Raw genomic sequence first — 24,238 nt, forward strand, 5'->3', positions numbered from 1 at the left:
TATTGGTTTGAAAATCGTCCTACCAATGCTATGTTAAGCGACCTCGCGTCACTGATCTGGTGCACGCGCCGCTCAATCAAAAAGTTCACAAGATATGAAATCGACAGTGTTTTCCACGCTGCTGGCCGGCTTGCTGATCGTCGCGGCCGGCGTTGCTCACGCTGACCGGCTCGACGACATCAAGAAGGCGGGCGTGTTGCGGGTGGCGACGTTCGACAGCAATCCGCCATTCGGCTTCGTCGATGCGAAGACGCATCACATCGTCGGCTTGGACGTCGATTACGCTAAAGCGCTAGCCGATAAGCTCGGCGTGAAGCTCAAGTTGCAGCCGACTAATCCGGCGAATCGGATTCCGTTCCTCACGTCCAGGAAGGTCGATCTCGTGCTGGCCAACTTCACGATTACCGAGGAGCGTGCCAAGCAAGTGGACTTTAGTATTCCGTATTTTGCATCCGGCCAGCAGTTCCTCGCCAAGAAGGGCGTGCTCAAGTCGGCCGAGCAGCTCAACGGTCTGCGGGTCGGCGCGGACAAGGGTACCATCAACGAAATCACGCTGCGCGAGAAATTCCCGCAGGCCACCATTGTCGCGTACGACGACACGCCGTTTGCGTTCGCCGCGCTTCGGGCCGGCAACGTGCAGGCGATCACGCAGGACGGTCCAAAGTTGGTCGGCCTGCTCGCCAACGTGCCCGACAAGCAGCACTACGAAATCCCGGCCTTTACGATTTCCAACGACTATATGGGCGTGGGTATTCCGAAAGGCGAGACGCGGCTGATCGCGTTCGTCAACGATACGCTGCGCGGGCTGGAGAAGAGTGGCGCGGCCGAACAAATCTACAATCGCTGGTTTGGCCCGCACACGAGCACGCCGCTGCCGCGCCTGTTCAAGATCGGCGACAAGGTCTGAGCTGTGCCGCAGGAGTGGATCCTGGCGCCGAAGTACGTCGGCTGGCTGCTGCAGGGTTTCGGTGTCACGTTAGCGCTGGCCGCGACGGTGATCGTCGCCGCCACTGCGAGCGGCTTCGCGCTGGCGATGGCGCATAGCGCCGATACGTGGCCGGTGCGTCGCGCTGCCGCGGCCTACGTGCTGGTGTTTCGCAATTCGCCGTTACTGGTGCAATTGATGTTTTGGTATTTCGGCGCGGCGACATTGCTGCCCGATGGGCTGATGCAGTGGCTGAACACGCCACATACGATTCAAGCCGGCGCATTGTCGCTGCGCTGGCCGCCATTTGAATTCGTCGCCGGTTGGCTCGGGTTGACGTTCTACTCGTGCGCATTCGTCAGCGAGGAATTTCGCGCCGGCCTGCGGGGCGTGTCCGGCGGACAACGTCAGGCCGCCGCCGCGCTCGGGCTCACGCGTTGGCAGGCGTTCTGCCATGTCGTGCTGCCGCAGGCGGCCCGCAACGCGATGCCGCCATTATTCGGCCAATACATGAACATCGTGAAGAACTCGTCGTTGACGATGGCGATCGGCTTAGCCGAGCTCTCGTATGCGTCTCGCCAAGTCGAGACCGAGACGTTCAAGACGTTTGCCGCATTCGGCGTGGCGACGGTGCTGTATATCGGCACGATCGCGGTGATCGAGGCGCTCGCGCACGTGGTTCAGCGGCGTCACCCGGCTGCCCGCGCGGGGTGACGATGGACATCTCGATCCTGTTGGATAATCTGCCATACTTGCTGGTCGGCACGTTCCCGAACGGGCCGCTTGGCGGCGTGGCGTTGACGTTGGTGCTCGCGCTGACGTCGGCCTTCGCCTCCGGCGTGCTCGGGCTCGCCGCTGGCATTGCATTGGCGGTGACGCACGGCGCCGTTCATATGGCGCTGCTCGCCGTGCTCGGGTTCTTCCGCGCGATTCCCGTGCTGATGCTGATGTTCTGGACATATTTTCTGCTGCCCGTCGTGCTGCATATCGATGCACCCGGTCAGCTAACCGTCGTCTGCGCGCTGTCGCTGATCGGCGGCGCATACCTGTCGCATGCGGTGCATGCGGGTATCCGCGCGGTGGGCGCTGCTCAACTGCAGGCCGGGTTGTCGCTGGGTTTCACGCAGATGCAGACACTGCGCTTCGTGGTGCTGCCGCAGGCGTTGCGGATCATGGCGCCGTCGTTTATCAACCAATGGGTGTCGCTGATCAAGGACACGTCGCTGGCGTACATCGTCGGCGTGCCGGAATTGTCGTTGCTCGCCACGCAGGTCAACAACCGGTTGATGGTCTATCCGGCCCAGATTTTCGCGCTGGTCGCCTTCATCTATGTACTAATCTGTACCGCATTCGATGCGATTGCGTCGCGGCTGGTCGCCGTGGCGACGCCGCGGCCGTTACGCTGATTACGGCGCAACGGCGCAACGGCGCAACGGCACAACGGCACAACGGCACAAAATGCGATGAGCGAATGCCGTAGCGCGCTTTAGTGCGGCGCGAGCGCGGCACGCCCGTGGGTCAGGTCGCGCAATGCTTGCTGGGCGGCGTCCAGCGCATCCTGCGGCAGTACGATGGTCAGTGTGACACGCATGCCATGCTGGCTGTCGGCGAGCACATGGCCCTGTTGCGCGATCCAGTGTCGGATACGTGCCTCATCCGCATAGTCGGCCTCAATGGTCAAGTGCCTCTGGGCGATGCGCTCAATGCGCTGCGCGTGCTGCAGCGCCGTCGCAACCGCGTCCGTGTACGCACGCACGAGTCCGCCCGCACCGAGCTTGATGCCGCCGTAGTAGCGCATCACCGTCGCGAGCACGCCGTCCAGGTTTTGATGGCGCAGCACCTCCAGCATTGGGCGGCCGGCGGTGCCGGACGGCTCGCCGTCGTCGGACATGCCAGACTGGCCGCCGGCGAGCAGCGCCCAGCAAACGTGCGTCGCATCCGGATGGACGGTGCGCAGGCGATGGACTTCGGTCATCGCGGTATCGCGGTTTTCGACTGGCACGACGGCGCTGATAAAGCGACTCTTGCGAATATCCAGTTCCGCGTGGACGGCAGCGGCGAGCGTGTAGGTCGGCAATTGACAGGACTTTCGGGGATAGGCAGGGTTTGCCAGCAGCCGTGCCGGCGACATCGTGGCCGGCTGCCGTTCGGCTATCATACTCGATGAGTTCCACGAAGGCGGTAGCCGCTGGCGCACTGGCTTGCGCCGGCGGCTGCCGAATGGCTCATGATTCGAAAGACGTTGAATGCGACGCGGCTGCAGCAGGAGTTCGAGCGCCGACTCCACCGGCTTTATCACATTGCCGACGACGGCGTGAAGATCCGCGTGCCGCGGCCGCATATGCAACCGCCCGACGCATCCGGATGCAACTGGACGCTCGGGCACTTCAGCCATGCGGTTGGCTACGAGAAAGATATTGCCGCGGTGCTGGCGGCGATGCGGGCGGAGTACAATCTGGCGGGCGAAGTGGCGCGTCCGGACGACCCGTTCGGCACATAGCGCCCGCCGTCGCGCCGGGTGGTGCGCACCTTGTCGATCTCGGTGGCAAGACCTGCGTCGATCCATGCTGCTGTGCCGCCGGTGAGCACCGAAACCGGCTTGCCGGTCAGCGCGGCGACTTCGGGCGTCACATAGCGCGCCTGCACATCAGTCGTGCATACCGCGATGACGCGCGTGGACGGGTCGGCACCAATGCACGCGCGCAGTACAAGTTCGACGCCTGACACGTTCAATCCCTGTAGGGGCGCATTGTTTGATATTTATATCTACCGCTTCCAATAAGGCAATTAATGCGGCGGATTTTAATAAGTAAAGCGGTGGATTTTAAAGTGCTGGCCTGCTAACGCGCCGCGAGCGGATGCAAGGGCGTCACGCTGGGATAGAATGAGCCACATCGGCTGCTGGCCGTCGCGCGATGGGCCACGCGCCGGCCGCGCGCAGGGCAGTGCGCGCGATGCCATGTTGCGCGGTTTCGATGTACGATTTGTCACGCTGTAATCGAGCCTATTGCAAAGAGCCATGTGCCGATGACGAACCGCGGACCTGCCCTCGACAACCTGACGTCCGTCTGGCCGATGTTGTGGGTTAAAACAATTGCTGATTACGCGATATTCGCGTTGTCGCCGGATGGCCGCATACTGAGCTGGAATGCCGGCGGCGAGCGTATCTACGGGTACACCCGAGAGCAAGCCCTGCAGCGCATGCTTGGCGACCTGTATCCGGACCAGGACCGCCGGGCCGGCGCGCCCGCGGCCGCGCTGCGCACGGCGGCGCGCGAGGGCCGTTACGAGAGCGAGGGATGGCGCATGCGCCGCGACGGTACGACGTTCTGGGGCAGCGTCGTGATGACGCCACTGCATGGTGCGCACGGCCAGCTACTCGGCTTCGGCAAGATTGTGCGCGACATGAGCGACAAGAAAAAAGTGCACGATGTGGCGATGGAGAGCGAGCGGCGTTTCCGGCTGCTCGTTCAGGGCGTGACTGACTATGCGATCTTCATGCTGTCGCCACAGGGCATTGTCACGAACTGGAACCAGGGTGCGCGACGCATTAAGGGCTACCAGGCTGAGGAGATTATCGGCTTGCATTTCTCCCGCTTTTACACGCCACAGGAGGCTGCCGCCGGGGTGCCGCAACGCGGCCTCGACGTGGCGGCGCGCGACGGGCGCTGGGAGTCGGAAGGTTGGCGCGTTCGGCGCGACGGCTCACGTTTTTGGGCGCACGTGGTGCTCGATGCCATTCGCGACGATGACGGCGAGTTGATCGGCTTTGCCAAGATCACGCGCGACATCACCGAGCGGCGCGAGGCGGCCCAGGCGCTGGAGGAAACCCGTACCGCGCTGTTCCAGTCGCAGAAAATGGAGGCGATCGGCAAATTGACCGGCGGTGTCGCGCATGACTTTAACAATGTGCTGCAGGTGCTGCGTGGCAACCTCGAACTGCTCGAGAATCGCCATGGCGGCGATGCGTGGAGCCGTGAGCGGCTCGCCAAGGCCATTGACGCGGTGAGCCGCGGAGCCAAGCTGGCCGCGCAATTGCTGGCGCTGGCTCGTCAGCAGCCACTCAAGCCCCGGGTCGTCAACCTCAGCGGTGTGCTGCACGGCATGGACGACTTGTTGCGACGCGTGCTCGGAGAGACGATCCATATCGAGACGACGGTGGCCGACGGGCTCTGGAACACCCTCGTAGATAGCCACCAGCTCGAGAATGTGATCCTGAATCTGGCCATCAACGCCCGCGATGCGATGCTCGAAGGCGGCCGGCTGATGCTGGCGCTGACCAATGCGGCGCTCGGCCCGCAACCGGTGGCTGGCATTCCGGATTTGCGTCCGGGTGAGTATGTGATGTTGGCGGTCACGGATACCGGCACCGGCATGCCGTCCAGCGTGATCGAGCGGGCGTTTGATCCATTTTTCACGACTAAGCCGGAAGGGCAGGGAACGGGGCTAGGCTTGAGCATGGCGTACGGCTTCGTGAAGCAAAGCGGTGGGCATATCCTGATCCGTAGCGAGCCGGGACAGGGCACGACCGTGTGCATCTACCTGCCGCGCTCCACGGCGACGGCCGATACAGTGCTGGCGCCGCCGAGTGTAGCGCCGCAGGGCGGCAACGAGACGATCCTGGTGGTCGAGGACGACCAGGCGGTGCAGGCTACCGTGGCTGAGACGTTGATGGGACTCGGCTACCGGGTGCTGTGCGCGGACGACGCAGATCAGGCACTGGCATTGATCCGCAGCGGCGTGCATGCCGACGTGCTGTTGTCGGATGTGGTGATACCGGGCTCGATCCGCAGTCCCGAGCTTGCGCGCGTTGCGTTGCGCCTGCGACCACGGTTGAAGATCGTGTTTACGTCTGGCTATACCAAGGATGCGATCGAGGACAACGCGCGGCTGGACGATAGTGTCGAATTGCTGCGCAAGCCATATAGCCGTGAGCAGTTGGCGGCACGTTTGCGCGCCGTGCTCAGCGGCCACGACGTGTCCGTTGCCGCAGGCCGGGCACGCTCTCCGGTGCCGGCTTCGGGCGATGCGGCTGCCGCGTCCTGCCGCGCCCTGCAGTCTGCGGAACGCGCCGATCCGCCGTCGCAGGGGGCGGCTAGTGCGTGTCAGCCTTCGACGCCAGACGATTCGGCCGCGCGTGAGCAGTGCTTGCGCATCCTGCTGGTCGACGACGACGCAGCGGCGACCGAGGCGGTACGGGAAATCTTGTCAATGCAAGGGCACGTGACGATCGCGGCGGGCACGGCGGAGGATGCGCTGGACGTGATCCGGCGCGACCGTTTCGACGTATTGCTCACTGATGTCACGCTGCCTGGCATGTCGGGGATCGAATTGGCGCAACGCTCGGTGAACGTACAGCGCAGTCTGCGCGTGGTCTTTGCCTCTGGCAACGATGTGCCGTGCGATTATGACTTGGGTTTCGCCTGGGAAGCGTTACGCAAACCGTACACCGCGGAGCAGTTAGGCGCCGTACTGAGGCGGCCGTGACCGCCGCGAGCCATGCGCGGACGATACCAGCATTCAGGCTGCGCAGGCGCGCGCCAATGCTCAACAGAGTGTGGCGCACACCAGCGTTGGCTCGTCGATGAACGGTATCGTGCAATCTAGCGCAGGCTGCGACAAGATAGCGAGGCCAGCGAACTCAGTGAACTCGGTCTATTTCGGTCATTAAGCGGCGCCGCGGATCAGGCGGATCGCTTCATGCCGATCCGCTCGCGCATCTGCGCGGTGATCGTCTGCCGTACGCGGGCATAGCTGTGCCACGGATCGGTATCCTGTTCGGCGAGACGGTGGTGAAGGTTGGCGATCGTCCATTGATTGGCACTTTTGCGGGCGCAGCGGCTGCAACAGAGTCGGCCGGTACCGCATGTTCTGGCCTGATGTCGCTAGCTGGCTTATCGGTGCGTAATCCGCGAAAGACGGCATGACGGATGATGCCCTCACGCGTCATTTCTGCGTAGGCCACTTCGGCAAGCAATTCAGGCCGGGTCCAGTGCACGCCCGTTGCCTCGCGTGCGCTCGGCCGGTTGTCCAGCGCGGCACGTCTCGTGCGCAGCGGGTCCAGCTGCCCGCGCACGGATCGCAGCGTGGCTTCGCTGAATCCGGCGCCGACTTTGCCCGCGTATCGTAGTGCGCCGGTATCGGGATCGTGTAGGCCGAGCAGCAATGCGCCGAATGCCTGCCGGCTACCTTTCGGCTCGGTGTAGCCGACCACGACGAACTCCTGCCGGTGCTTGCATTTGAGCTTGATCCAGTCGGTGGTGCGGCGCGACGCGTACAGGCTGCCAGCCCGCTTGCCGATCACGCCTTCGAGTTGGATCTCGCACGCGCTGTCGAGCATCGACTCCAGTGACTCATCGAAATCGCGCGACAGCCGCAGCACATCGCCTTCGTGGTGCTCGAGCAGCGCAGTCAGCGCGGCGCGGCGCGGCTCCAGCGGCACATTGCGCAGGTCTAGGCCATTCAGGTAAGGCACGTCGAACAAGTAATAGACAATCGCGTTGCCGCGCCGCGCATCGAACGCGTTTTGCAATGACTGGAAGTTGGGCAGTCCCGCTTCGTTGAAAACTACTACTTCGCCGTCTAGCCATGCTGAGTTTAGTCCCAGGCGGCTCAGCGCCTCGGCCTGGCGCGGCATCTTCGAGGTCCAGTCGTTACCGTTACGGGTGAACAATTTGACCTCATCGCCGTCGATCCGCGCCAGGATTCGATAGCCATCGAACTTGATTTCATACCGCCAGTGGCCGGCTGGGACGGCATCCACCAGCGTCGCGAGCGCCGGTTTAAGCGATTCGAGCAGCGGTGCGGCGCGGGCGCCGTCCAGCGCGGGCTTGCGGGACTCACGCCGGTTCTGTGGCGAGGCGGGCTTGCGCAGGAGCGTTTGCGCCGACGCGTCGCTTGCCGTCCCAGGTTGGCGCTTGCGCGCCGCCTGACGCGTCGCGGGGTGTCGGGCCGATGTCGCGGGCCGAAGAGTACGGTCACTGAGCACGCTGTCCGGTAGCGCTTGCACGATATCGTACTCGGATTCCGGGCGCGCATCGTTGTCGTCCGATTTGATCAGCAGCCATTGCTCTTGCTTGCCTTTCAGCCGGGTGCGTACGAGATGCCAGCGGCCGGCGAGCTTTTCACCGTCAAGGCGGAAGGTCAGTCGGCCTTTTCGGTAGGCCTCGGCGGGATCGCCGTCCGGCATCCAGACGCCTCGGTCCCATACGATCACGTCGCCGGCGCCGTAGTGACCTTTCGGGATATGACCTTCGAATGCCGCGTACTCAAGCGGGTGATCCTCCACATGGATCGCGATGCGCTTGACATGTGGGTCCAGGCTTGGCCCCTTTGGGACCGCCCAGCTTTTCAATGTGCCATCCAACTCGAGGCGAAAGTCGTAGTGCAACCGCGTCGCGTCGTGCTTCTGCACGCAGAACTGCAATGCATGGTTGGTGCGCTCCCGTCGTGCCGACGGCTTGCCCGTTTTCCCCGGCGGCTCTGGGGTGGTGTCGAAGTCGCGCTTACGTGTGTATTCATCCAGTGCCTTGCGCATCATGGTCTCCGTTCGTGTGTCGGGCCTGTGTGCCGCGCTTGGGGTGTGCCGGCCCGCCGTCCGCGTCTCTATCCCATCGCAATTCAATCCAGGTTGGTGCATGGTCACTCGCCTGCGGCCGGTCGCGCACCCAGGTGTCCACCCCCGCGACGAGCGGTATTTCAGCGCGCTATGCGGGTGCTTTTCGTTGTAGTGTTCAAAGGCGACAGCCAGGTTGTACACGGCGGTTGCGGCGTCAGGCTTCAGCATAAACGCAACGTAATCGCGATTCGTCGCAGACGAACGGCCTGCCCACCCGAAGTGCTTCCCGGTGCTCCTGTCCCGGATGGTCGTACCATACCCCTAAAACTTCGCGGCGGGAACACGCAGGGCATCGGTTCATATCACGCCAGTTACCAACGCCATTGAAAGCATGCACATGCAGTTGCGCAAGATTGTGAAGAACCGCGGCCACTTCCTGAGCGACGAGGCCGCCAGCAAACTGCTGTATCTGGATTTGCGCAATATCAAAAAGGATTGGAAGATGCTACCTATCACTTGGCGGCAGGCGGTCAATCAATTCAACATTCTATTCGGCGACCGGTTCACGAACGCCATGAACTGAAATCTTTTAGCCGACCTCGGCATACAAGATTCCTGACACATCCGCATCTGATGTGTTTTACTGCTCAAGCAGTCTCAGCTAAGCACGTGCCAAGCCTCGCTGATAGGTTGGCACAGTGGCGAATCGCAATGGCTTGCCTTTTGCTGTGGGTTGCAAGTTTCGGCTTTATCGTTTCGTTTGTTCAAGACTTGTCGTTTAAGCAAAGATAGTGGACTTGAGTGCATCATGATGTGCGCTTTACAGTCTTTCAACCCGGCGCTAAGTGCTGCGATGACCTGAACCGTTGTAGCGGCTCCTGACAGTTGGGCACGGTGCTTGCGCGACGTGAAGCAGTTAGCGTCGAGCTGATGGGGCCGGGAACGGGTGCGTTGCCGTAGCCGTATGGCTAAATACAATAAAAACGATGTCTGAAGGGAAAAAGGAAGAAGTACCCCAGTACTGAACCCCAAGACGCTGCGCCTGTACGGTGCAGGTGCTGGTCCTGTTCTTTTTAACTGTCTTGCTTGGCCGACTGTAATGCCAATCCACGCGCAGCGTCACGCGCGTTATGTCCAGTGTTTTCGCTAAAGTTTGACATAAATTGATCGTGGCGTACTCACTGGCTGGCTAAGTAGCACGAGTGGCGCACTGACGCGTGCCGATGAGTGGCCCTGGTCGCCCCAGTGAATGGTTAGGGATTGCACGCGACGTGTCATAAAAGCCGTATTGGTTCCCGGCGAGCAACGATAGGTTCTGATTGCGCCGTTATATTAATTGGTACACCTATTAATTAACAGGCTGCTTAGTCGCCTGAATCGGAGTTTTGTTATGGATGCTAGCATCACGCCCGTTACGTATGCATTAACCACTGCCCAAACGGAGATCTGGATCGCGCAGCAACTGCATCCAGATAGCCCTGTCTACAACATTGCGCAGTACACGGTGATCGAAGGCGAAATTGAGGCGGCCGTCTTTGAAGCGGCATTGCGTCAAGTCATCGATGAGGCCGATACCCTGCGCTTGCAATTTGTCGATAGCGATGACGGACTGCGGCAAAGAATCGGTACACCCGCATGGTCAATGCCGGTGCTGGACCTCAGGGCAGAATCCGATCCTCAGGCAGCGGCCCAGGCGTGGATGCGGGCCGATTATCAGCAGCCGGTGAATCTGATGCAGGGGCCGCTTTTTTGCTATGCGTTGCTGAAAGTGGCACCCGAGCAGTGGATTTGGTATCAGCGCTATCACCATATCATGACGGATGGATATGGTCAGTACCTGATCGCACAACGCGTTGCACACGTGTATAGCGCGCTGTGCGCGGGAACGGCGCCGGCGGCATGTGATTTTGGCTCGATCCGACAGCTATTGGAAAGCGATGCGCAATATCAGACCTCCGCCCAACGGGCACAAGACGAAGCGTATTGGCTTAAGCACTGCGCCCGTTGGCCTGAGCCGGCGACGCTGGCAAGCCGCGCAGCCCCGGCTTTCCAGCAGCGGCTGCGTCAGACGACTGACCTGGCCATTCAATGGGTAGACGACTATGTGCTGGATGCGGGCCGGCTGGCGCAGTTCTTGAGCGCTGCACTGGCCGCGTATCTGCATCGCATGACCGGCGCGCAGGACGTGGTGTTCGGTTTTCCAGTGACTGCCCGCTTGGGGGCAGACGGGCATATTCCTGGCATGGTCGCCAATACGGTTCCATTGCGGTTCAGATTCGAGCCGGAGATCAACTTATTGTCGTTGATGCGGCAGGCGGCGAAGGAAATCCAAAGCGCACTGCAATATCAACGCTACCCGAGCGAAGCGCTGCAGCGTCAACTTGGGCTGGCGCCCGGGCAGTCACTATTGGGCATCAAGGTCAACGTGATGCCGTTTGACTACGCGCTGTCGTTTGGCGGGCATTCATCGACGAGCCATAATCTGCTCGCGGGTCCGGTTGAGGATCTGATGATCGGTGTTTATTGGACACCCAATAGCCGTCAATTACGGATCGACTTTGATGCCAATCCGGCTTGCTACACCGCGGAGATGCTCGACACGCATCAGCGCCGGTTTATCCGGTTCATACAAGTGCTCGCTGCCGATGCCATGCAACCGATTAGCGAGATCGATCTGCTCGACGCCGACGAGCGGTATCGGCTGCTGGCCGAGTGGAATGCGACGCAGCGGGACTACCCGTCGTACTTATGCATCCACCAGTTATTCGAAGCGCAGGTCGAGCGCACGCCCGAGGCAGTGGCACTGGTGTATGAAGATCAAACGTTGAGCTATGCGCAGCTGAACGCACAGGCCAATCGCCTCGCGCACCAGCTGATCGAGTTAGGCGTCAAGCCGGACACGCGCGTGGCGATCTGCATGCAGCGTAGTGCCGCGCTGGTCGTGGGGCTGTTGGCGATTTTGAAAGCCGGCGGCGCGTATGTGCCGCTCGATCCCAGCTATCCGAGTGAGCGCTTGGCGCACATCCTCGCCGATGCGGCACCTCGCATTGTGCTGGCTGATGCGGCCGGGCGCGCTGCATTGGGGGAGGCGGCGCTCGTGTCTTGCACGGTGCTCGATCCGGCCACCCTGCCGGCATTGCCGGACACGAATCCGTCGGTAGCCGAGCTCACCGCCCAGCATCTGGCGTATGTGATTTATACGTCGGGTTCGACCGGTATACCTAAGGGGGTAATGGTGCCGCATCGTGCGATTGCGCGGCTGGTTATCAACAATGGCTATGTTGACATCCGCACCGATGATCATGTGGCGTTCGCAGCGAACCCGGCCTTCGACGCGAGCACGTTTGAAGTGTGGGCGCCGTTGTTAAACGGCGCCACCGTTGTGGTGATTGATCATGACACGGTGCTGAGGCCCGCTGCGTTTGCGCACACTTTGCGCAAACAGCGCATCAGCATTTTGTGGCTCACCGTTGGCTTGTTCAATCAGATGGTCACACAAGTGGACACGGCCTTCTCTCAACTGAAGGCATTGATTGTCGGAGGAGACGTGTTGGATGCGAGGTGGGTTGCGCAAGTGATGCGCGGGTCACCTCCTGAGCAACTGATCAACGGTTATGGTCCAACCGAAAGCACCACGTTTGCGACGACTTACAAGATCACGTCCGTGCCGGAAAGAAACGCCAGCATCCCGATTGGCCGGCCGATAGCGAATACGTGTGTTTATCTGCTCGATGCGCATGGGCAGCCGGTGCCATTGGGTGCGGTCGGCGAGCTGTATATTGGTGGCGCGGGGGTGGCACGGGGCTATCTAAACCGTCCGGAGCTGACCGCTGAGCGCTTTGTGCCCGATCCGTTCTCAGAGGACGCGGATGCGCGGTTGTATAAGACCGGTGATTTGGCGCGTTACCGACCGGATGGCAATTTGGAGTTTGTGGGGCGCAACGATGAGCAAGTGAAGATTCGCGGCTTTCGGATTGAACCCGGGGAGATCGCAGCGTGCTTAACGGTGCACCCGCAGGTGCGCGAGGCGGTGGTGCTGGCGTTGGGCGAAGGGCAGAACAAGCGGCTGGTCGCGTATGTGGTGGCCGATCCCGATGACGCGCTAGCGAGCACGCTGCGCGCGCAGGTGGCGGCAGCATTGCCCGAATATATGGTGCCCAGTGCATTTGTGCGGCTGGACGCGTTTCCGCTGACGCCCAACGGCAAGCTGGATCGGCGTGCGCTGCCCGCACCGGACGCTGCCGCGCTGGCGCATCAAGCATATGAAGCGCCGCAAGGCGAGCTGGAGGCGACGCTCGCGGCGATTTGGTCGGAGCTATTGGGTGTCGAACATGTGGGTCGGCACGACAGCTTTTTTGCGCTCGGGGGCCACTCGCTGCTGGCGGTGCAACTCATTGAGCGCCTGCGGCGTCGGGGCTTGAGTGTGTCGGTGCGGCTGCTGTTTGAGGCACCGACGCTCAGTGCGTTGGCGCAGACGCTGGGTCAGCGCCGTGATGTGGCGGTGCCTGCGAACGCGATCACGCCCGACACGACTGCAATTACGCCGTCGATGCTGCCGCTCATTGAGCTGACACAAGCGGACATTGACAAGGTTGTCGAGCAGGTGTCTGGTGGTGTGGCCAATATCCAAGACATTTATGCGCTGTCGCCGCTGCAAGACGGGCTGTTGTTTCACCATCTGCTGGCCAGCACAGGCGATCCGTATCTGCTGATGGTGCAGCTGGCCTTTGACACGCGCGAGCGGCTTGACCAGTATCTGCACGCGCTGCAGCAGGTGATCGATCGCCACGATATTTTGCGCACCGCGTTCGTGTGGGAAGGCGTGTCCATGCCCGCGCAAGTGGTGTGGCGCCACGCACGGCTGCCGGTGACCGAGCTGACGTTGGACGCCGCTGACGGGCCGATCGCCGAACAATTGACGCGGCGCTTTGATCCGCGTCACACGCGGCTGGATCTGACGCAAGCGCCACTGCTGCACTGTGCGATCGCCCAGGATAGGAGGGGCCGCTGGCTACTCATGCAGCGGCTGCACCATTTGATTATCGATCACTCGACGCTGGAAGTGATGCACGCGGAGGTGCGGGCGTTCGTCGAGGGTCGAGGCGACACGCTGCCGCCGGCGCAGCCGTTCCGCCATCTAGTCGCGCAAGCGAGGCTAGGCGTGAGTGAAGCCGCGCATACGCGCTTTTTTACCGAGCTGCTCGCGGATGTGGAGCCGACCTTGCCGTTTGGACTCGCGCAGGTACAGCACGACGGCAGTGAAGTGAGCGAGTCACACCGGAGGCTGCCGCCGGCGTTGAACGATCAGCTGCGCGCGCACGCCAAACGGTTGGGCGTAAGTCTGGCGAGTTTGTGCCACTTGGCATGGGCGCAGGTGCTTGCACGCGCGAGCGGCCAACAACGCGTAGTGTTTGGCACCGTGCTGTTTGGTCGGATGCAAGCCGGTAGCGGTGCCGATCGTGCGATGGGGCTCTTTATTAATACGCTGCCGCTGCGCGTAGATCTGGACGGCAGTGTGCAGGCCGCCGTGCATGCGACGCATGCGCGGCTGGCGGCGTTGCTCGAGCATGAGCACGCGTCGTTGGCGCTCGCACAGCGCTGCAGCGGTGTGCCGGCGGGCACGCCGCTCTTTAGCGCGCTGCTCAATTACCGGCACAATGCGATGGATTCAAGCGAGCGCAGCGGGCTGCTAGGGGTGGAATGGTTGAGCGCCCAGGAGCGCACCAATTACCCCATCGGGCTGTCAGTGGACGATGATGGGCAATCGTTGGAGCTGACGGCCCAGAGCGTGCCGTCGCTAGAGCCCGAGCGGGTGTGCGCGTATATGCAGCAGGCGCTGCACAGCTTGGCCGACGCGCTCGAGGCGACGCCCGACACCGCAGTGCAGCAGCTGCAGGTGCTGCCCGAGGCGGAGCGCCAGTTGCTGCTGCAGACATGGAATGCGACGCAGCAGGCGTATCCGTTGCACTGGTGTGTGCATCAGCTATTCGAAGCGCAGGTCGAGCGCACGCCCGAGGCGCCGGCGCTGGTGTTTGAAGACCAAACGTTGAGCTATGCGCAGCTGAACGCACAAGCCAATCGTCTCGCGCACCAGTTGATCGAGTTAGGCGTCAAGCCCGATGTACGGGTGGCAATCTGCGTTCAGCGCAGTGCCGCGCTGGTCGTGGGGCTGCTGGCAATTTTGAAAGCGGGTGGCGCGTATGTGCCGCTCGATCCGAGCTACCCAGGCGAGCGCTTGGTGCACATTCTCGCCGATGCGGCACCGAACATTGTGCTCGCGGATGCGGCCGGGCGTGCTGCATTGGGCGAGGCGGCGCTCGCGTCATGCACGGTGCTCGATCCAGCCACCCTGCCGGCGTTGCCGGACACGAACCCGTCGGTGACGGGCCTGACGGCCCGGCATCTGGCGTATGTAATCTATACGTCGGGCTCCACCGGTACCCCGAAGGGCGTGATGGTCGAGCATCGGGGCGTGGTGAACCTTGCTCTGGCGCAGATTGCCTGTTTTGGGGTGCAGCCAGCCAGCCGCATTTTGCAGTTTGTCTCGTTCAGTTTCGATGTAAGCGCCTCCGACATTTTTACAGCTTTAGGTTGCGGGGCAAGCTTGTATCTGTCTCCTGAGAGGGCTCGGCATGATCGAAACGGATTATGGAACTATTTGATCAGGCATCAGATCACGCATGCCGCCTTGCCCCCTACGCTGCTTCAAAATGGTGAGGGGCTGCCTTACCTGCATACCCCTTTAACTCTAATTGTGGGAGGTGAAGCACCCAGTGCAACGTTGGTTCGAGACTTGGCCGATCAAGGCACGGTCTTTAATGCCTACGGCCCTACGGAGACGACCGTTTGTGCCACAGCATGGCGTGGTGCACGTGATTTCAGCGGTGAGGTTTTGATTGGTCGGCCGATTGCGAACACAAGGATCTATCTGCTCGATGCGTCTGGTCAGCCGGTGCCCCTGGGTGCGATCGGCGAGTTGTATATTGGTGGGTCGGGGGTCGCACGGGGTTACCTGAACCGCCCGGAGTTGACCGCTGAGCGCTTTGTGCCGGATCCGTTCTCCGATGACGCTGATGCACGGCTGTACAAAACCGGGGACTTGGCGCGTTATTTACCGGACGGTAATCTGGAGTTATTGGGGCGCAACGATGAGCAAGTGAAGATTCGCGGCTTTCGGATTGAACCGGGTGAGATCAAAGCATGCTTAACGGCGCATCCGCAAGTGCGTGATGCGGTGGTGCTCACATGCGGTGAGGGCTCGGCGAAGCGGCTGGTGGCGTATGTACAAGCCGAAGCGGATGAGCAATTAGCGAGCACACTGCGTGCACAGGTAGCGGCGAGCCTGCCCGAGTATATGGTGCCCAGTGCGTTTGTGCGGCTGGACGCGTGGCCGCTGACACCGAACGGCAAGCTCGATCGGCGTGCGCTGCCCGCACCGGATGACGAGGCGCTCGCGCATCAAGCGTACGAAGCGCCACAAGGCGATCTTGAGACGACGCTGGCGACGATCTGGTCCGAGCTATTGGGTGTCGAACGTGTGGGCCGGCACGACAGCTTCTTTGCACTCGGGGGCCACTCGCTGCTGGCCATGCGCCTGATCAGTCGTGTACGCACAGCGTTAGGGGTTGACCTTGCTATTCGTACGCTGTTTGAGGCACCCACCCTCGCAGGCTTAGCACACCATTTACTTAAGCGTGACGGGATCCAGGAAAACTCGTTTTCCGTTCTGCTTCCTCTTAGGCCCACAGGCAGTCATCCTGCTCTTTTCTGCATTCATCCCGCATTGGGTTTGAGCTGGAGCTATATGGAGCTGTCCAGTTACCTTCCCCCGAACCAGCCCCTTTATGGCCTGCAGGCTCGTGGGTTAGATGGAATAAGCCCGCTTGCATCGACCCTTGACGAGATGGTGTCAGACTATCTTGAACAAATGCGCCGGGTTCAGCCCAAAGGGCCTTACTGCTTATTAGGATGGAGCTTCGGCGGCAATGTGGCGCATAGCATGGCTGTTCGACTCGAACACCAGGGCGAAAAAGTGGCGTTGCTGGCGTTACTGGATAGTGCCCCTCTTGTAAGCAGCAACGCCTTTGCAGAGAAAGAAAATCAACTTGACCAGGCGATGATTAGAGAGGTGTTTGCCGCCCACTATGGCAATGAGTTAGTCTCGTCGATGGATGAGCGTTTATTGGAAAATACCGAGGAAATTGCAAAGAATAATGGGCGTATCGTGAGAGATTATTCTTTACCTCAGTATGGCGGTGATGCGCTATTGTTTCGAGCCACGGTAGCAGAGGCGGGACGTGAAACGCTCGTCACGCCTGATGCGTGGAAACCGTATGTGTTCGGGGAGATAGAGGTTCGTGACGTTCACTGTCGCCACGGAGAAATGCTTAGCCCAGGACCCACGGCGATTATTGGTCCCATCTTAGCCTGTAAGCTAGATGAGTGGGAAAGCTGAGGCACTGACCCGCCCTTTGCAAACAGGGCTAGCCAGCACCTAGTAAAGTTCGTTTTCGAAGAAGACGAACATGAAAAAGCGCTTTACGGAAGAACAGATCATCGGGTTTCTGAAGAAAGCCGAGGCCGGCATGCTGGTCAAAGAGTTGTGCAGTCAGTACAGGTTCAGCGACGCGTCGTTCTACACGTGGCGCGCGAAGTTTGGCGGCATGGAGGTGTCGGAAGCACGCCGGCTCAAGGAGCTGGAAACCGAGAACGCGCGGCTGAAGAAGCTGCTGGCCGAGGCGATGCTCGATATGCAAGCGTTGAAGGTTGTCGTCAAGGCAAAGCCTTGAGCCGCAAGCCAAGCGCCAGGCAGTGGCGGCGATTCGGGAGAAGATGAACATCTCAGAGCGCCGCGCCTGCCGGCTTGTCGGGCTGTCTCGCAGCGTGTTGCATGACGAAGCGAAGCCGGACCATGAGAATGAAGCGCTGAGGGTGCACCTGGTAAAACTGGCGCGTGTATTGACCCACCGGAAGCCTGCACACGTCATACTTCGGGAAAAGGAAGATGACGAGTACAAGGATGGAAGAGGAAATCAAGCGTTAGACGGCCAAGCGCAAGAGCGCGCTGGTGCTGAACATCGTCCAGGGCAAGACGACGGTGGCCGAAGCCAGTGGAGCCTTTGGACTGTCGCTTTCGGAGATCGAGCACTGGGTTCGAGGGCGGCAAGCATGGCATGGAGAGCGCGCTACGGGCCAACACGCTCGACGTGAAGAAGCGATCGCGTAGCCACTGGCCATTGAGAATATCCAATATAAATGGCGGAACCATTGTTACGGCGTCTCGTAGCATAGAAGAGCGCCGTTGGGACTGCCGTTGCCGCTCGGTGTTTCAAGTCTGCGGAGGAAGCGATGACGATCTTTGATGATATCGTGAGTAAGTTGCTGCGTAGCGCTAGGCCAGATGCATGCATCGTTTCGCCGGAACCCGCGCCGGACCCGGCAGCGGCTACCGCGTCGACCGACGCGCCGATTCCGGTGCCGACACCGCTGAGTGGTGTCGATGTCGCCGCCGTGCTGGATGTCCGGGTGCGTGAAAGTGGACGTGCGCTGGATTGGCGGCGCGATGTTGCGAATAACGAAACCGATTGACAATGCCAATGACACAATCCAACTGGATGTTGTCGATAGAATATCGGCTTCGCGCTGGCGGTCGGAGCGTCGCGCTTTCCTCCTTGTCACGATTTTCCATATGTATAAGAAAGGCGCTGTTGTCGAGATTCAATTCACCGCTAACCGGCTCAACGACCATGCAGGGGAGCCGTACTGGATCGACCTGGACCCAGACGAGGCGATGACTCTGTATCGGCAATTGCACGCCAGGTTGGCTAATGCAACGCCGCCGGCTCAACCGCTTATCGTATCGCTGGATGCACCGGCGGCCAGACACGACTCGGCACGTGACGCACCACGTCAGGTGGGCCCCGCTGTAAGGCTCGATACCGCCGCAGCAGCCCAGCCGGCTTCGGCGGAGTCAGACGAGGTCGCGTTTCGGCAATGGGTCTGCGTGATCTGCGGCTGGGTCTATGACGAGGCGCACGGCGCGCCGGACGACGGGATCCCGCCTGGGACCCGTTGGGACGACGTGCCGGCCGATTGGCGGTGCCCGCTTTGCGACGTCGGTAAGGCGGACTTCGCAATGGTCGAGTTCTGACCGATATCAATCGGTGTCACGGTTCACCGGCATGCGTCGGGGAGGCCCGGCAGGCTTGCATGGCATACTTTGCACAGCGCGGCTGAAGCCGGTCGTGGCCGATCGGCACGGTCGCATCCCGCGTTGTTTTCTTGTCACGAGGAGCAATTCGTCATGATCCGGTAATCCCCCCAAAAAACCGGTGGGAACAGAAGTGGAATTTTCTCGTTAAGGGAGTTCTACGCAATGAAGAAGTCGAGATTCACGGACAGCCAGATCGTGGAGGCGCTCAAACGCGTGGAGGCAGGGCTGGCGGTACTGGATCTGTGCCGAGAGCTGGGCATTAGCACGGCGACGTTCTACAACGTGGCGCTCGAAGTACGGCGGCATGGACGTGTCGCTGATTGCGCGGATGAAGGAACTGGAGGCCGAGAATGCCCGGCTGCGCAAGATGGTCGTCGAGGAGAAGATCAAGGCCGAAATCGTTTCGGAGGCACTCGCAAAAAAGGACTGAGGCCATCTCGCCGGCGCGAGATGGCCATGCACGCGGTGTCCAGCCGAGGCATATCGATCCGGCTGGCATGTGAGGCGTTTGGGATCAGCCAGAGCTGCTATCGGTACGTTGGCCTGCGCAATGCCGAGAACGAGGAGATTGCGAACTGGCTGCTGCGTCTGACCGACAACCACCGGAACTGGGGCTTCGGGCTGTGCTTCCTGTACCTGCGCAATGTGAAGGGTTTGGGCTGGAATCACAAGCGCGTGTACCGGATCTATCGCGAACTGGAGTTGAACCTGCGGATCAAGCCACGCAAGCGGCTGGTCCGGCAGGTTCCGGAACCGCTGTCGGTGCCCACTGCCGTCAACCAGCTCTGGTCGATGGACTTTCTATGGTCCACCCGCAAACCGCAAGCGCAGACTGGTGGCGGTTAACGACTCGCGTTTATCTATTCGGCCTGTGGTGATCCGGGCATTTCCAGATCTGGCCTGCATGATGTAGTCGCACGCTTCCTTCCCAATGAGTGGCGCGGCATGGTCGATGCCGGAAGTCCAGACGGGTTTGAGGGAGCGACGAATGGTCGTTTGCGCCATGCTGATTGGCTGCGCGAGTTGCGCAAGATAATAACGACAACGCAGACAGCGTTAGTAGGTTATCTGCAGTGATGCAACTGGAAGTCTGCCCCAGTTCGCAAGACGGCCCACGCGATGCGTACGAGTTTGTTTGCCAGCGTGCAGACTGCAACATGCACATGCCGACGCTGTGCAAGCTGCACGAGCCAGCGCTGCAGGGGAGCGTCGGGATGCTTGTCCTTCCATACCCATAGCGCACGAGCGCCCTGGACAAACAGACGCCGCAAATAGCAGTTTCCCCGTTTGGTGATACCCCGTAGGCGCGGTTTGCCACCCGTTGTATGTTGCTGTGGCACAAGACCCACCCAGGCAGCAAGGTCACGTGCCCGGTTGAAGGTTGATGCGTCTGCAATGGCTGAGACTATCGCGCTCGAGAGCAAGACGCCGACACCCGCAATGGTCTGGAGCCGTCGGCAAAGCTCGCTCTCGCGTGCCAAGCGCTTGAGCCGTTCGTTCATCTGTTCAATGGTTGCTTCCGTGCGCTTCCACATGTCAAGTAACATGTGCCCAAGATTACGCATTATTGGACTTGAGGCCGGACTGTTCGTCCTCCAACAACGTAGGCAGGACGGTACGCAGCGCATAAAAGCCCTGGGCAATCTCGATGCCTCTGTCCAGTAGCAGCCCGCGAATCTGATTGGTCAGCACAAGGCGTTGCTGTAGCATCCGCTCCCGGGCGCGATGCAGTGCCTGAACGTCCATTTGGTCTTCCGTCTTGATTGGCACAAAGTGCATCGTTGGCAATCTGACTGCTTCGGCGATCGCCTGTGCATCATTGAAGTCGTTCTTCTGTGACTTGACGAATGGTTTGACGTATTGGGCGGGTAGAAGCTTAACGTTATGCCCGAAGCTTTGAAATTTACGGGCCAGATACTGAGAGCCACAGCATGTCTCGATTCCTACCAGACAGGCCGAATGCTGGGCCATAAATTGCAGAAGCTGATTGCGATTGAGTTTCTCGCGCAAGACAGTATGTCCCGATGCGTCGCATCTAACAACATGAAACCAGCGCTTACCGAGGTCGATACCCAGTGTAGTCGCGTTCATGACTACCTCCATTTGAGCAATGTACCACTACGATAGAAGAAGCGGGTGGACAATACCATTAGTCAGCGACGGGTTGGCCTCTGGTCGGCGCTTTCGTTGCCTGAACGTGGTTGACGATTACACGCGTGAGTGCCTGGCTATCGAGGTCGATACCTCGTTGCCAGGCCTGCGAGTGAAGCAGGTGCTTGAACGGTTACGAGAGAGACGAGACTTGCCCGCCTCCATCACGCTGGACAACGGTCCGGAGTTCGCTGGTAAAGTGCTGGATGCATGGGCTTACGAAGTAGGTGTCATGCTCTCGTTCATCCGTCCCGTCAAGCCAGTGGAAAACGCCTACATCTAGCGCTTCAATGCTCGATTCCGTGACGAATGTCTGAACGAGCACGGGTTCGTTTCCATGCACCATGCCAAGCGTTTGATTGAGCAGTGGCGTATCGAGTACAACACCGAGCGGCCTCACAGCTCGCTCGGCTAGCTGGCGCCGGTGCAGTTCGCGCAGGCGCACGAAGCGAAGGAATTTTTAACCGCGGACTCTAACTGTGCTCCGTACTAAAACCGGGGGCAGGTCAGCCTGTATCGCTTTATCCGCTTTTTTTCTATATTTGTCGGTTTAAGCGAAGGGAATGGGCTTGAGAGCTGTCCACGCGTGCTCTATAGTGCTCTGTAGTGGTCGCCAATCCAATTGCTGAAGTCGCATAGGACAACGCAGCACGACGCTTTGGCGCGCGTTAAATGAAGCGCTTTCCTGATGCAGCAATGGATTAACGAGCGGGGCATGGCAATTGCCATTCGCTGATTGATACCTGTGATGTCTGGAGGGAACAAAATGAAGAAGTACCCCAGTCTGAACCGAATGGCGCTGTACCTGTGCAATGCATCTGCTTGTCCCGTCTATTGCATACTGTTTCACACCTATATTGAGGCAAACCGAGCGTTTATTCCCAACTACGGTGATCGCTACCGGCGCCACGAAACAATCTCAACGGCGTTTGTCGAATCGACCGTCAATTATTTGGTCAGCAAGTGCTTTGTGAAGAAACAACAAATGCGTTGGAACCGGCGTGGCGCGTATCTGCTGCTGCAAACCCGCGTGCAAGTGCTCAACGGTGATTTGCGCAAAACCTTTTGTCGCTGGTTCTACGCAATGAAAGCGGACGAGCCGGTATTGTTAAAAGAGGCAGCTTAGAAATTTTAGCTCCCGGTTTGGCAAACTCTCCTAAAATGAATTGTTTAGGGCCGACTACATAATTTCATGAATCGAGGCGCTGTAGAATATGACCTTTTAATTTAAAGGAAGGGGAAATGAGCACAGTAACTGCGACTGCACCAACTTATGGCATCGACAACGGAGTACGCCACCTTATAACGACGCAAAATCTAGCGGAGCTCGGTCTTGACTGGCCCACGCTACAGACTTTTCTGGCGTCCCCCAGTTTGAAAATCAATGACCAATCACCGGACGGCATCTCAATCAATGAGTCTACCTTCGGTAACTATTCTGGTCCAACCGCGTCGCAATTGGGTTGGTTGCTCTACATGAATGTCGGCCAACCTGAGATTGAGCAGCGCGCTAACATTATTCAACCTCCAGCAGATGTCTTGTCTATTCGCACCTATGCGAATCGGTCCGGCGATACCAGAACCTTCAATGACGAGATCGAATTTTCCATCGAAAATACTTTCAGTTGGTCTCTCGAGGGAACTGCGCAACTCACATTTGGTGGCAGTGCTACGGCATCGATGACTGAAGAACTGCAAAAAAGCCTAGAAAGTAGTTTTGCGCTGATGAATTCGTCTACGCATACAACATCGAATACGCATATCAACCACAATCATAAAAACGATGTTGGTACCCAAGACAACAGTCAAATATCGGATGAGACTAAAACTGAAAAAACCACGACGGCCACGGATACCATAACGGGAACTGGCTCCGCCACAGGCACCGGAAAGGTCGATGCCCAATTGATGCTTGGCATCACCGGCTCGATCAGTGGATCGTTGACCACATCGTGGACTTCAACTTCTTCGTTATCTGGTGACATCGTGGGGAATAGTCAGGTGCAGACGATAGCCACGCAACGGCGCCAGGTCCAGCAATACACTTATACCTTACCCGTCACGACAGCGGGGTTCGTCGCTTTGCATTACCCCGAGCCAGTCCCCGTAGGAGACACCCCTCCGCAAGACCCGTCACAGGAAAAGGTCAATGTGATTGCTCGCAATGTTGCCTACCTCAACAACCTGCAGCCTACTGGCCAACCCTTTTTAGTAAAAGGGTTGGCGGAAACGGTGTCGGCCCTCGAAGTGGACCACACCGTCTTCGCAGCAGATCCGATTAATGCAGCGAACAGCGCCCTCAACATAAAACAGCCCCGCTATCTGTAACCCACACCTAAGAAATAAACGAGGTAATTATCATGGTCTTTGAAAATATTTTCCAAACCGCCCAAAGCGTCTCCCAAACAGGGACCGTCGCGGGAAATGGCGTCGACGGCTACATTCCGAATACGCCCGCTGAGTCCATCACCGTACCACCGCATGACCCATCGAAGCCGTTTACACCACCAGGATCACAGGATCCCAAAATTGTGCGTGAGACCTTACCCCAAGCTCAAGTCATGTTAAATTTTGTCAGCACATTGACTCAAACCTTGGGACAGGCTGCTGCACAACAAAACACGGCCAACAACGACCCGGCTACAACGGTGAACACGGCCTCCTCGGTCATGAGCCAAGCCGAACAAACCACGAGCAAGTACCCCGGCACCACTCCACAGCCGGATACCCCCACAGTGCCACCCAGCTCCTCCTCCTCTTCATGACGAGTGGGTTGTGGGATTGACCCTACGATGACGCAATAGCCTCATTGCGTCATCGTAGGGTCAATCCATGGTGCAGATCTGGACTGTTCGGTTTTATAGATAAATCGCTGCCTTCGGCGCCTGATTAGTGCGGTGCTGATGGAGCAGAACGAAGAGGGGCAGCTGCAGCATCGCTACATGCCGCAGCACACGATGGTGGAACCCGTTGAGGCTTGGGGTGTAGCGACAACAAGCCGAGCCGGAGTACGATGCGGAAATTACACCATCTTGACGGACTCTATCTAGCCGATCCTGAACAATTCTGTAAGGCACCCGTAGCAAGACTGTGAGGTCGAAATGGCGTTGTGATTTTTGCAAGGAGCGTGCATATTGACGCATGAAACCTGAGAATTCTGACGGGGTTTGGTTGGGGTTGAAGACGTTGTTGCCAGATGGAGATTTGTTCCGTGCGCCGCTACGCGAGCAGATCAATTTCAAGCATTCGTTGGTGCAATTAGCCAAACTGATCGACTGGGATCGGTTGGGCATGGCGATGAGCGTGAGTTTCGTCTCACCGAGGTCGGCCGCAACGTCGAATCGGTCAGGTTCACCCGGAACGTCCGGTCACGTTGGGCTGGAATACCCAC

General features: G+C 59.5%; 13 protein-coding genes and 9 pseudogenes. 16 read left to right on the forward strand and 6 right to left on the reverse strand.

Translation table 11 applies throughout. The features are described 5' to 3' along the window. The first annotated feature begins 94 nt into the window (after window positions 1-94). The 3 genes from RA167_RS12745 to RA167_RS12755 are packed head-to-tail and all read left to right on the forward strand — an operon-like array spanning window position 95 to window position 2,331. Window positions 95-907 carry an ABC transporter substrate-binding protein gene (locus tag RA167_RS12745; protein ID WP_076787987.1) on the forward strand — a complete coding sequence of 271 codons (813 nt, stop codon included), beginning with the start codon at window positions 95-97 and terminating at the stop codon, window positions 905-907. 3 nt (window positions 908-910) lie between these two features. After that, a complete protein-coding gene (locus RA167_RS12750) occupies window positions 911-1,639 on the forward strand; it encodes an amino acid ABC transporter permease (RefSeq protein ID WP_076787988.1) in 729 nt (242 codons plus the stop codon). Window positions 1,640-1,641: 2 nt separating this feature from the next. Then, a complete protein-coding gene (locus tag RA167_RS12755; RefSeq protein WP_076787989.1) occupies window positions 1,642-2,331 on the forward strand; it encodes an amino acid ABC transporter permease in 690 nt (229 codons plus the stop codon). Window positions 2,332-2,411: 80 nt separating this feature from the next. Here RA167_RS12755 and RA167_RS12760 read toward each other — a convergent pair whose 3' ends face one another. Then, a complete protein-coding gene (locus RA167_RS12760) occupies window positions 2,412-3,056 on the reverse strand; it encodes an IMPACT family protein (protein WP_083706157.1) in 645 nt (214 codons plus the stop codon). 96 nt (window positions 3,057-3,152) lie between these two features. On the opposite strand from RA167_RS12760, the gene RA167_RS12765 reads away from it, so the two are divergent. Beyond that, complete coding sequence (locus tag RA167_RS12765) at window positions 3,153-3,425, forward strand: hypothetical protein (RefSeq protein WP_076787990.1); 273 nt, start codon at window positions 3,153-3,155, stop codon at window positions 3,423-3,425. 47 nt (window positions 3,426-3,472) lie between these two features. Here the strand turns inward: RA167_RS12765 and RA167_RS12770 are convergent. After that, window positions 3,473-3,568: pseudogene (locus tag RA167_RS12770) on the reverse strand (thiosulfate sulfurtransferase); the annotation flags it as partial. Window positions 3,569-3,952: 384 nt separating this feature from the next. On the opposite strand from RA167_RS12770, the gene RA167_RS12775 reads away from it, so the two are divergent. Continuing rightward, a complete protein-coding gene (locus RA167_RS12775; RefSeq protein WP_139337171.1) occupies window positions 3,953-6,412 on the forward strand; it encodes a hybrid sensor histidine kinase/response regulator in 2,460 nt (819 codons plus the stop codon). A 352-nt stretch (window positions 6,413-6,764) separates the two neighbouring features. Here RA167_RS12775 and ligD read toward each other — a convergent pair. Beyond that, a pseudogene (gene ligD, locus RA167_RS12780) lies at window positions 6,765-8,462 on the reverse strand (non-homologous end-joining DNA ligase); the annotation flags it as partial. A gap of 144 nt (window positions 8,463-8,606) precedes the next feature. Further along, window positions 8,607-8,729 (reverse strand): annotated as a pseudogene (locus RA167_RS12785) (integrase core domain-containing protein); the annotation flags it as partial. Window positions 8,730-8,844: 115 nt separating this feature from the next. On the opposite strand from RA167_RS12785, the pseudogene RA167_RS12790 reads away from it, so the two are divergent. The 7 genes and pseudogenes from RA167_RS12790 to RA167_RS12820 all read left to right on the forward strand — a co-directional run. Then, a pseudogene (locus tag RA167_RS12790) lies at window positions 8,845-9,066 on the forward strand (transposase); the annotation flags it as partial. Window positions 9,067-9,873: 807 nt separating this feature from the next. Then, the gene (locus RA167_RS12795) at window positions 9,874-16,938 is read left to right on the forward strand and encodes an amino acid adenylation domain-containing protein (RefSeq protein WP_286133136.1); all 7,065 of its coding nucleotides are present in this window, start codon (window positions 9,874-9,876) and stop codon (window positions 16,936-16,938) included. Window positions 16,939-17,008: 70 nt separating this feature from the next. Next, window positions 17,009-17,375: pseudogene (locus RA167_RS12800) on the forward strand (transposase); the annotation flags it as partial. Window positions 17,376-17,547: 172 nt separating this feature from the next. Next, window positions 17,548-17,845: pseudogene (locus tag RA167_RS12805) on the forward strand (hypothetical protein). Then, entirely contained in the window at window positions 17,832-18,071 is a 240-nt protein-coding gene (locus tag RA167_RS12810) for a DUF3597 family protein (RefSeq protein WP_083703593.1), read from the forward strand. The pseudogene RA167_RS12805 and the gene RA167_RS12810 overlap by 14 nt, the downstream one beginning before the upstream one ends. A gap of 100 nt (window positions 18,072-18,171) precedes the next feature. Then, entirely contained in the window at window positions 18,172-18,633 is a 462-nt protein-coding gene (locus RA167_RS12815) for a rubredoxin (protein ID WP_076787993.1), read from the forward strand. Between the two features lie 225 nt (window positions 18,634-18,858). Beyond that, a pseudogene (locus tag RA167_RS12820) lies at window positions 18,859-19,500 on the forward strand (transposase); the annotation flags it as partial. A 260-nt stretch (window positions 19,501-19,760) separates the two neighbouring features. Here the strand turns inward: RA167_RS12820 and RA167_RS12825 are convergent. Then, the gene (locus RA167_RS12825; protein ID WP_083706108.1) at window positions 19,761-20,324 is read right to left on the reverse strand and encodes an IS110 family transposase; all 564 of its coding nucleotides are present in this window, start codon (window positions 20,322-20,324) and stop codon (window positions 19,761-19,763) included. Beyond that, window positions 20,254-20,787 carry an IS110 family transposase gene (locus tag RA167_RS12830; protein ID WP_217697109.1) on the reverse strand — a complete coding sequence of 178 codons (534 nt, stop codon included), beginning with the start codon at window positions 20,785-20,787 and terminating at the stop codon, window positions 20,254-20,256. Before RA167_RS12830 ends, RA167_RS12825 begins: the two co-directional genes overlap by 71 nt. Window positions 20,788-20,833: 46 nt before the next feature. On the opposite strand from RA167_RS12830, the pseudogene RA167_RS12835 reads away from it, so the two are divergent. The 4 genes and pseudogenes from RA167_RS12835 to RA167_RS12850 all read left to right on the forward strand — a co-directional run. Further along, a pseudogene (locus RA167_RS12835) lies at window positions 20,834-21,256 on the forward strand (integrase core domain-containing protein); the annotation flags it as partial. A gap of 435 nt (window positions 21,257-21,691) precedes the next feature. Then, a pseudogene (locus RA167_RS12840) lies at window positions 21,692-21,973 on the forward strand (ISKra4 family transposase); the annotation flags it as partial. 116 nt (window positions 21,974-22,089) lie between these two features. After that, window positions 22,090-23,175 carry a hypothetical protein gene (locus RA167_RS12845; protein WP_076787995.1) on the forward strand — a complete coding sequence of 362 codons (1,086 nt, stop codon included), beginning with the start codon at window positions 22,090-22,092 and terminating at the stop codon, window positions 23,173-23,175. A gap of 32 nt (window positions 23,176-23,207) precedes the next feature. Continuing rightward, the gene (locus RA167_RS12850) at window positions 23,208-23,612 is read left to right on the forward strand and encodes a hypothetical protein (RefSeq protein ID WP_076787996.1); all 405 of its coding nucleotides are present in this window, start codon (window positions 23,208-23,210) and stop codon (window positions 23,610-23,612) included. Window positions 23,613-24,238: the final 626 nt, after the last annotated feature.

Origin of the sequence: Mycetohabitans endofungorum (genome assembly GCF_037477895.1) — a bacterium.
GTDB lineage: Bacteria > Pseudomonadota > Gammaproteobacteria > Burkholderiales > Burkholderiaceae > Mycetohabitans.

Coding starts and splice junctions, on each gene's coding strand:
- RA167_RS12745 (WP_076787987.1), top strand. CDS start 95: ATGAAATCGACAGTGTTTTCCACGCTGCTGGCCGGCTTGCTGATCGTC.
- RA167_RS12755 (WP_076787989.1), top strand. CDS start 1,642: ATGGACATCTCGATCCTGTTGGATAATCTGCCATACTTGCTGGTCGGC.
- RA167_RS12760 (WP_083706157.1), bottom strand. CDS start 3,056: ATGTCGCCGGCACGGCTGCTGGCAAACCCTGCCTATCCCCGAAAGTCC.
- RA167_RS12765 (WP_076787990.1), top strand. CDS start 3,153: ATGATTCGAAAGACGTTGAATGCGACGCGGCTGCAGCAGGAGTTCGAG.
- RA167_RS12775 (WP_139337171.1), top strand. CDS start 3,953: ATGACGAACCGCGGACCTGCCCTCGACAACCTGACGTCCGTCTGGCCG.
- RA167_RS12795 (WP_286133136.1), top strand. CDS start 9,874: ATGGATGCTAGCATCACGCCCGTTACGTATGCATTAACCACTGCCCAA.
- RA167_RS12810 (WP_083703593.1), top strand. CDS start 17,832: ATGACGATCTTTGATGATATCGTGAGTAAGTTGCTGCGTAGCGCTAGG.
- RA167_RS12815 (WP_076787993.1), top strand. CDS start 18,172: ATGTATAAGAAAGGCGCTGTTGTCGAGATTCAATTCACCGCTAACCGG.
- RA167_RS12825 (WP_083706108.1), bottom strand. CDS start 20,324: ATGCGCTGCGTACCGTCCTGCCTACGTTGTTGGAGGACGAACAGTCCG.
- RA167_RS12830 (WP_217697109.1), bottom strand. CDS start 20,787: ATGAACGCGACTACACTGGGTATCGACCTCGGTAAGCGCTGGTTTCAT.
- RA167_RS12845 (WP_076787995.1), top strand. CDS start 22,090: ATGAGCACAGTAACTGCGACTGCACCAACTTATGGCATCGACAACGGA.
- RA167_RS12850 (WP_076787996.1), top strand. CDS start 23,208: ATGGTCTTTGAAAATATTTTCCAAACCGCCCAAAGCGTCTCCCAAACA.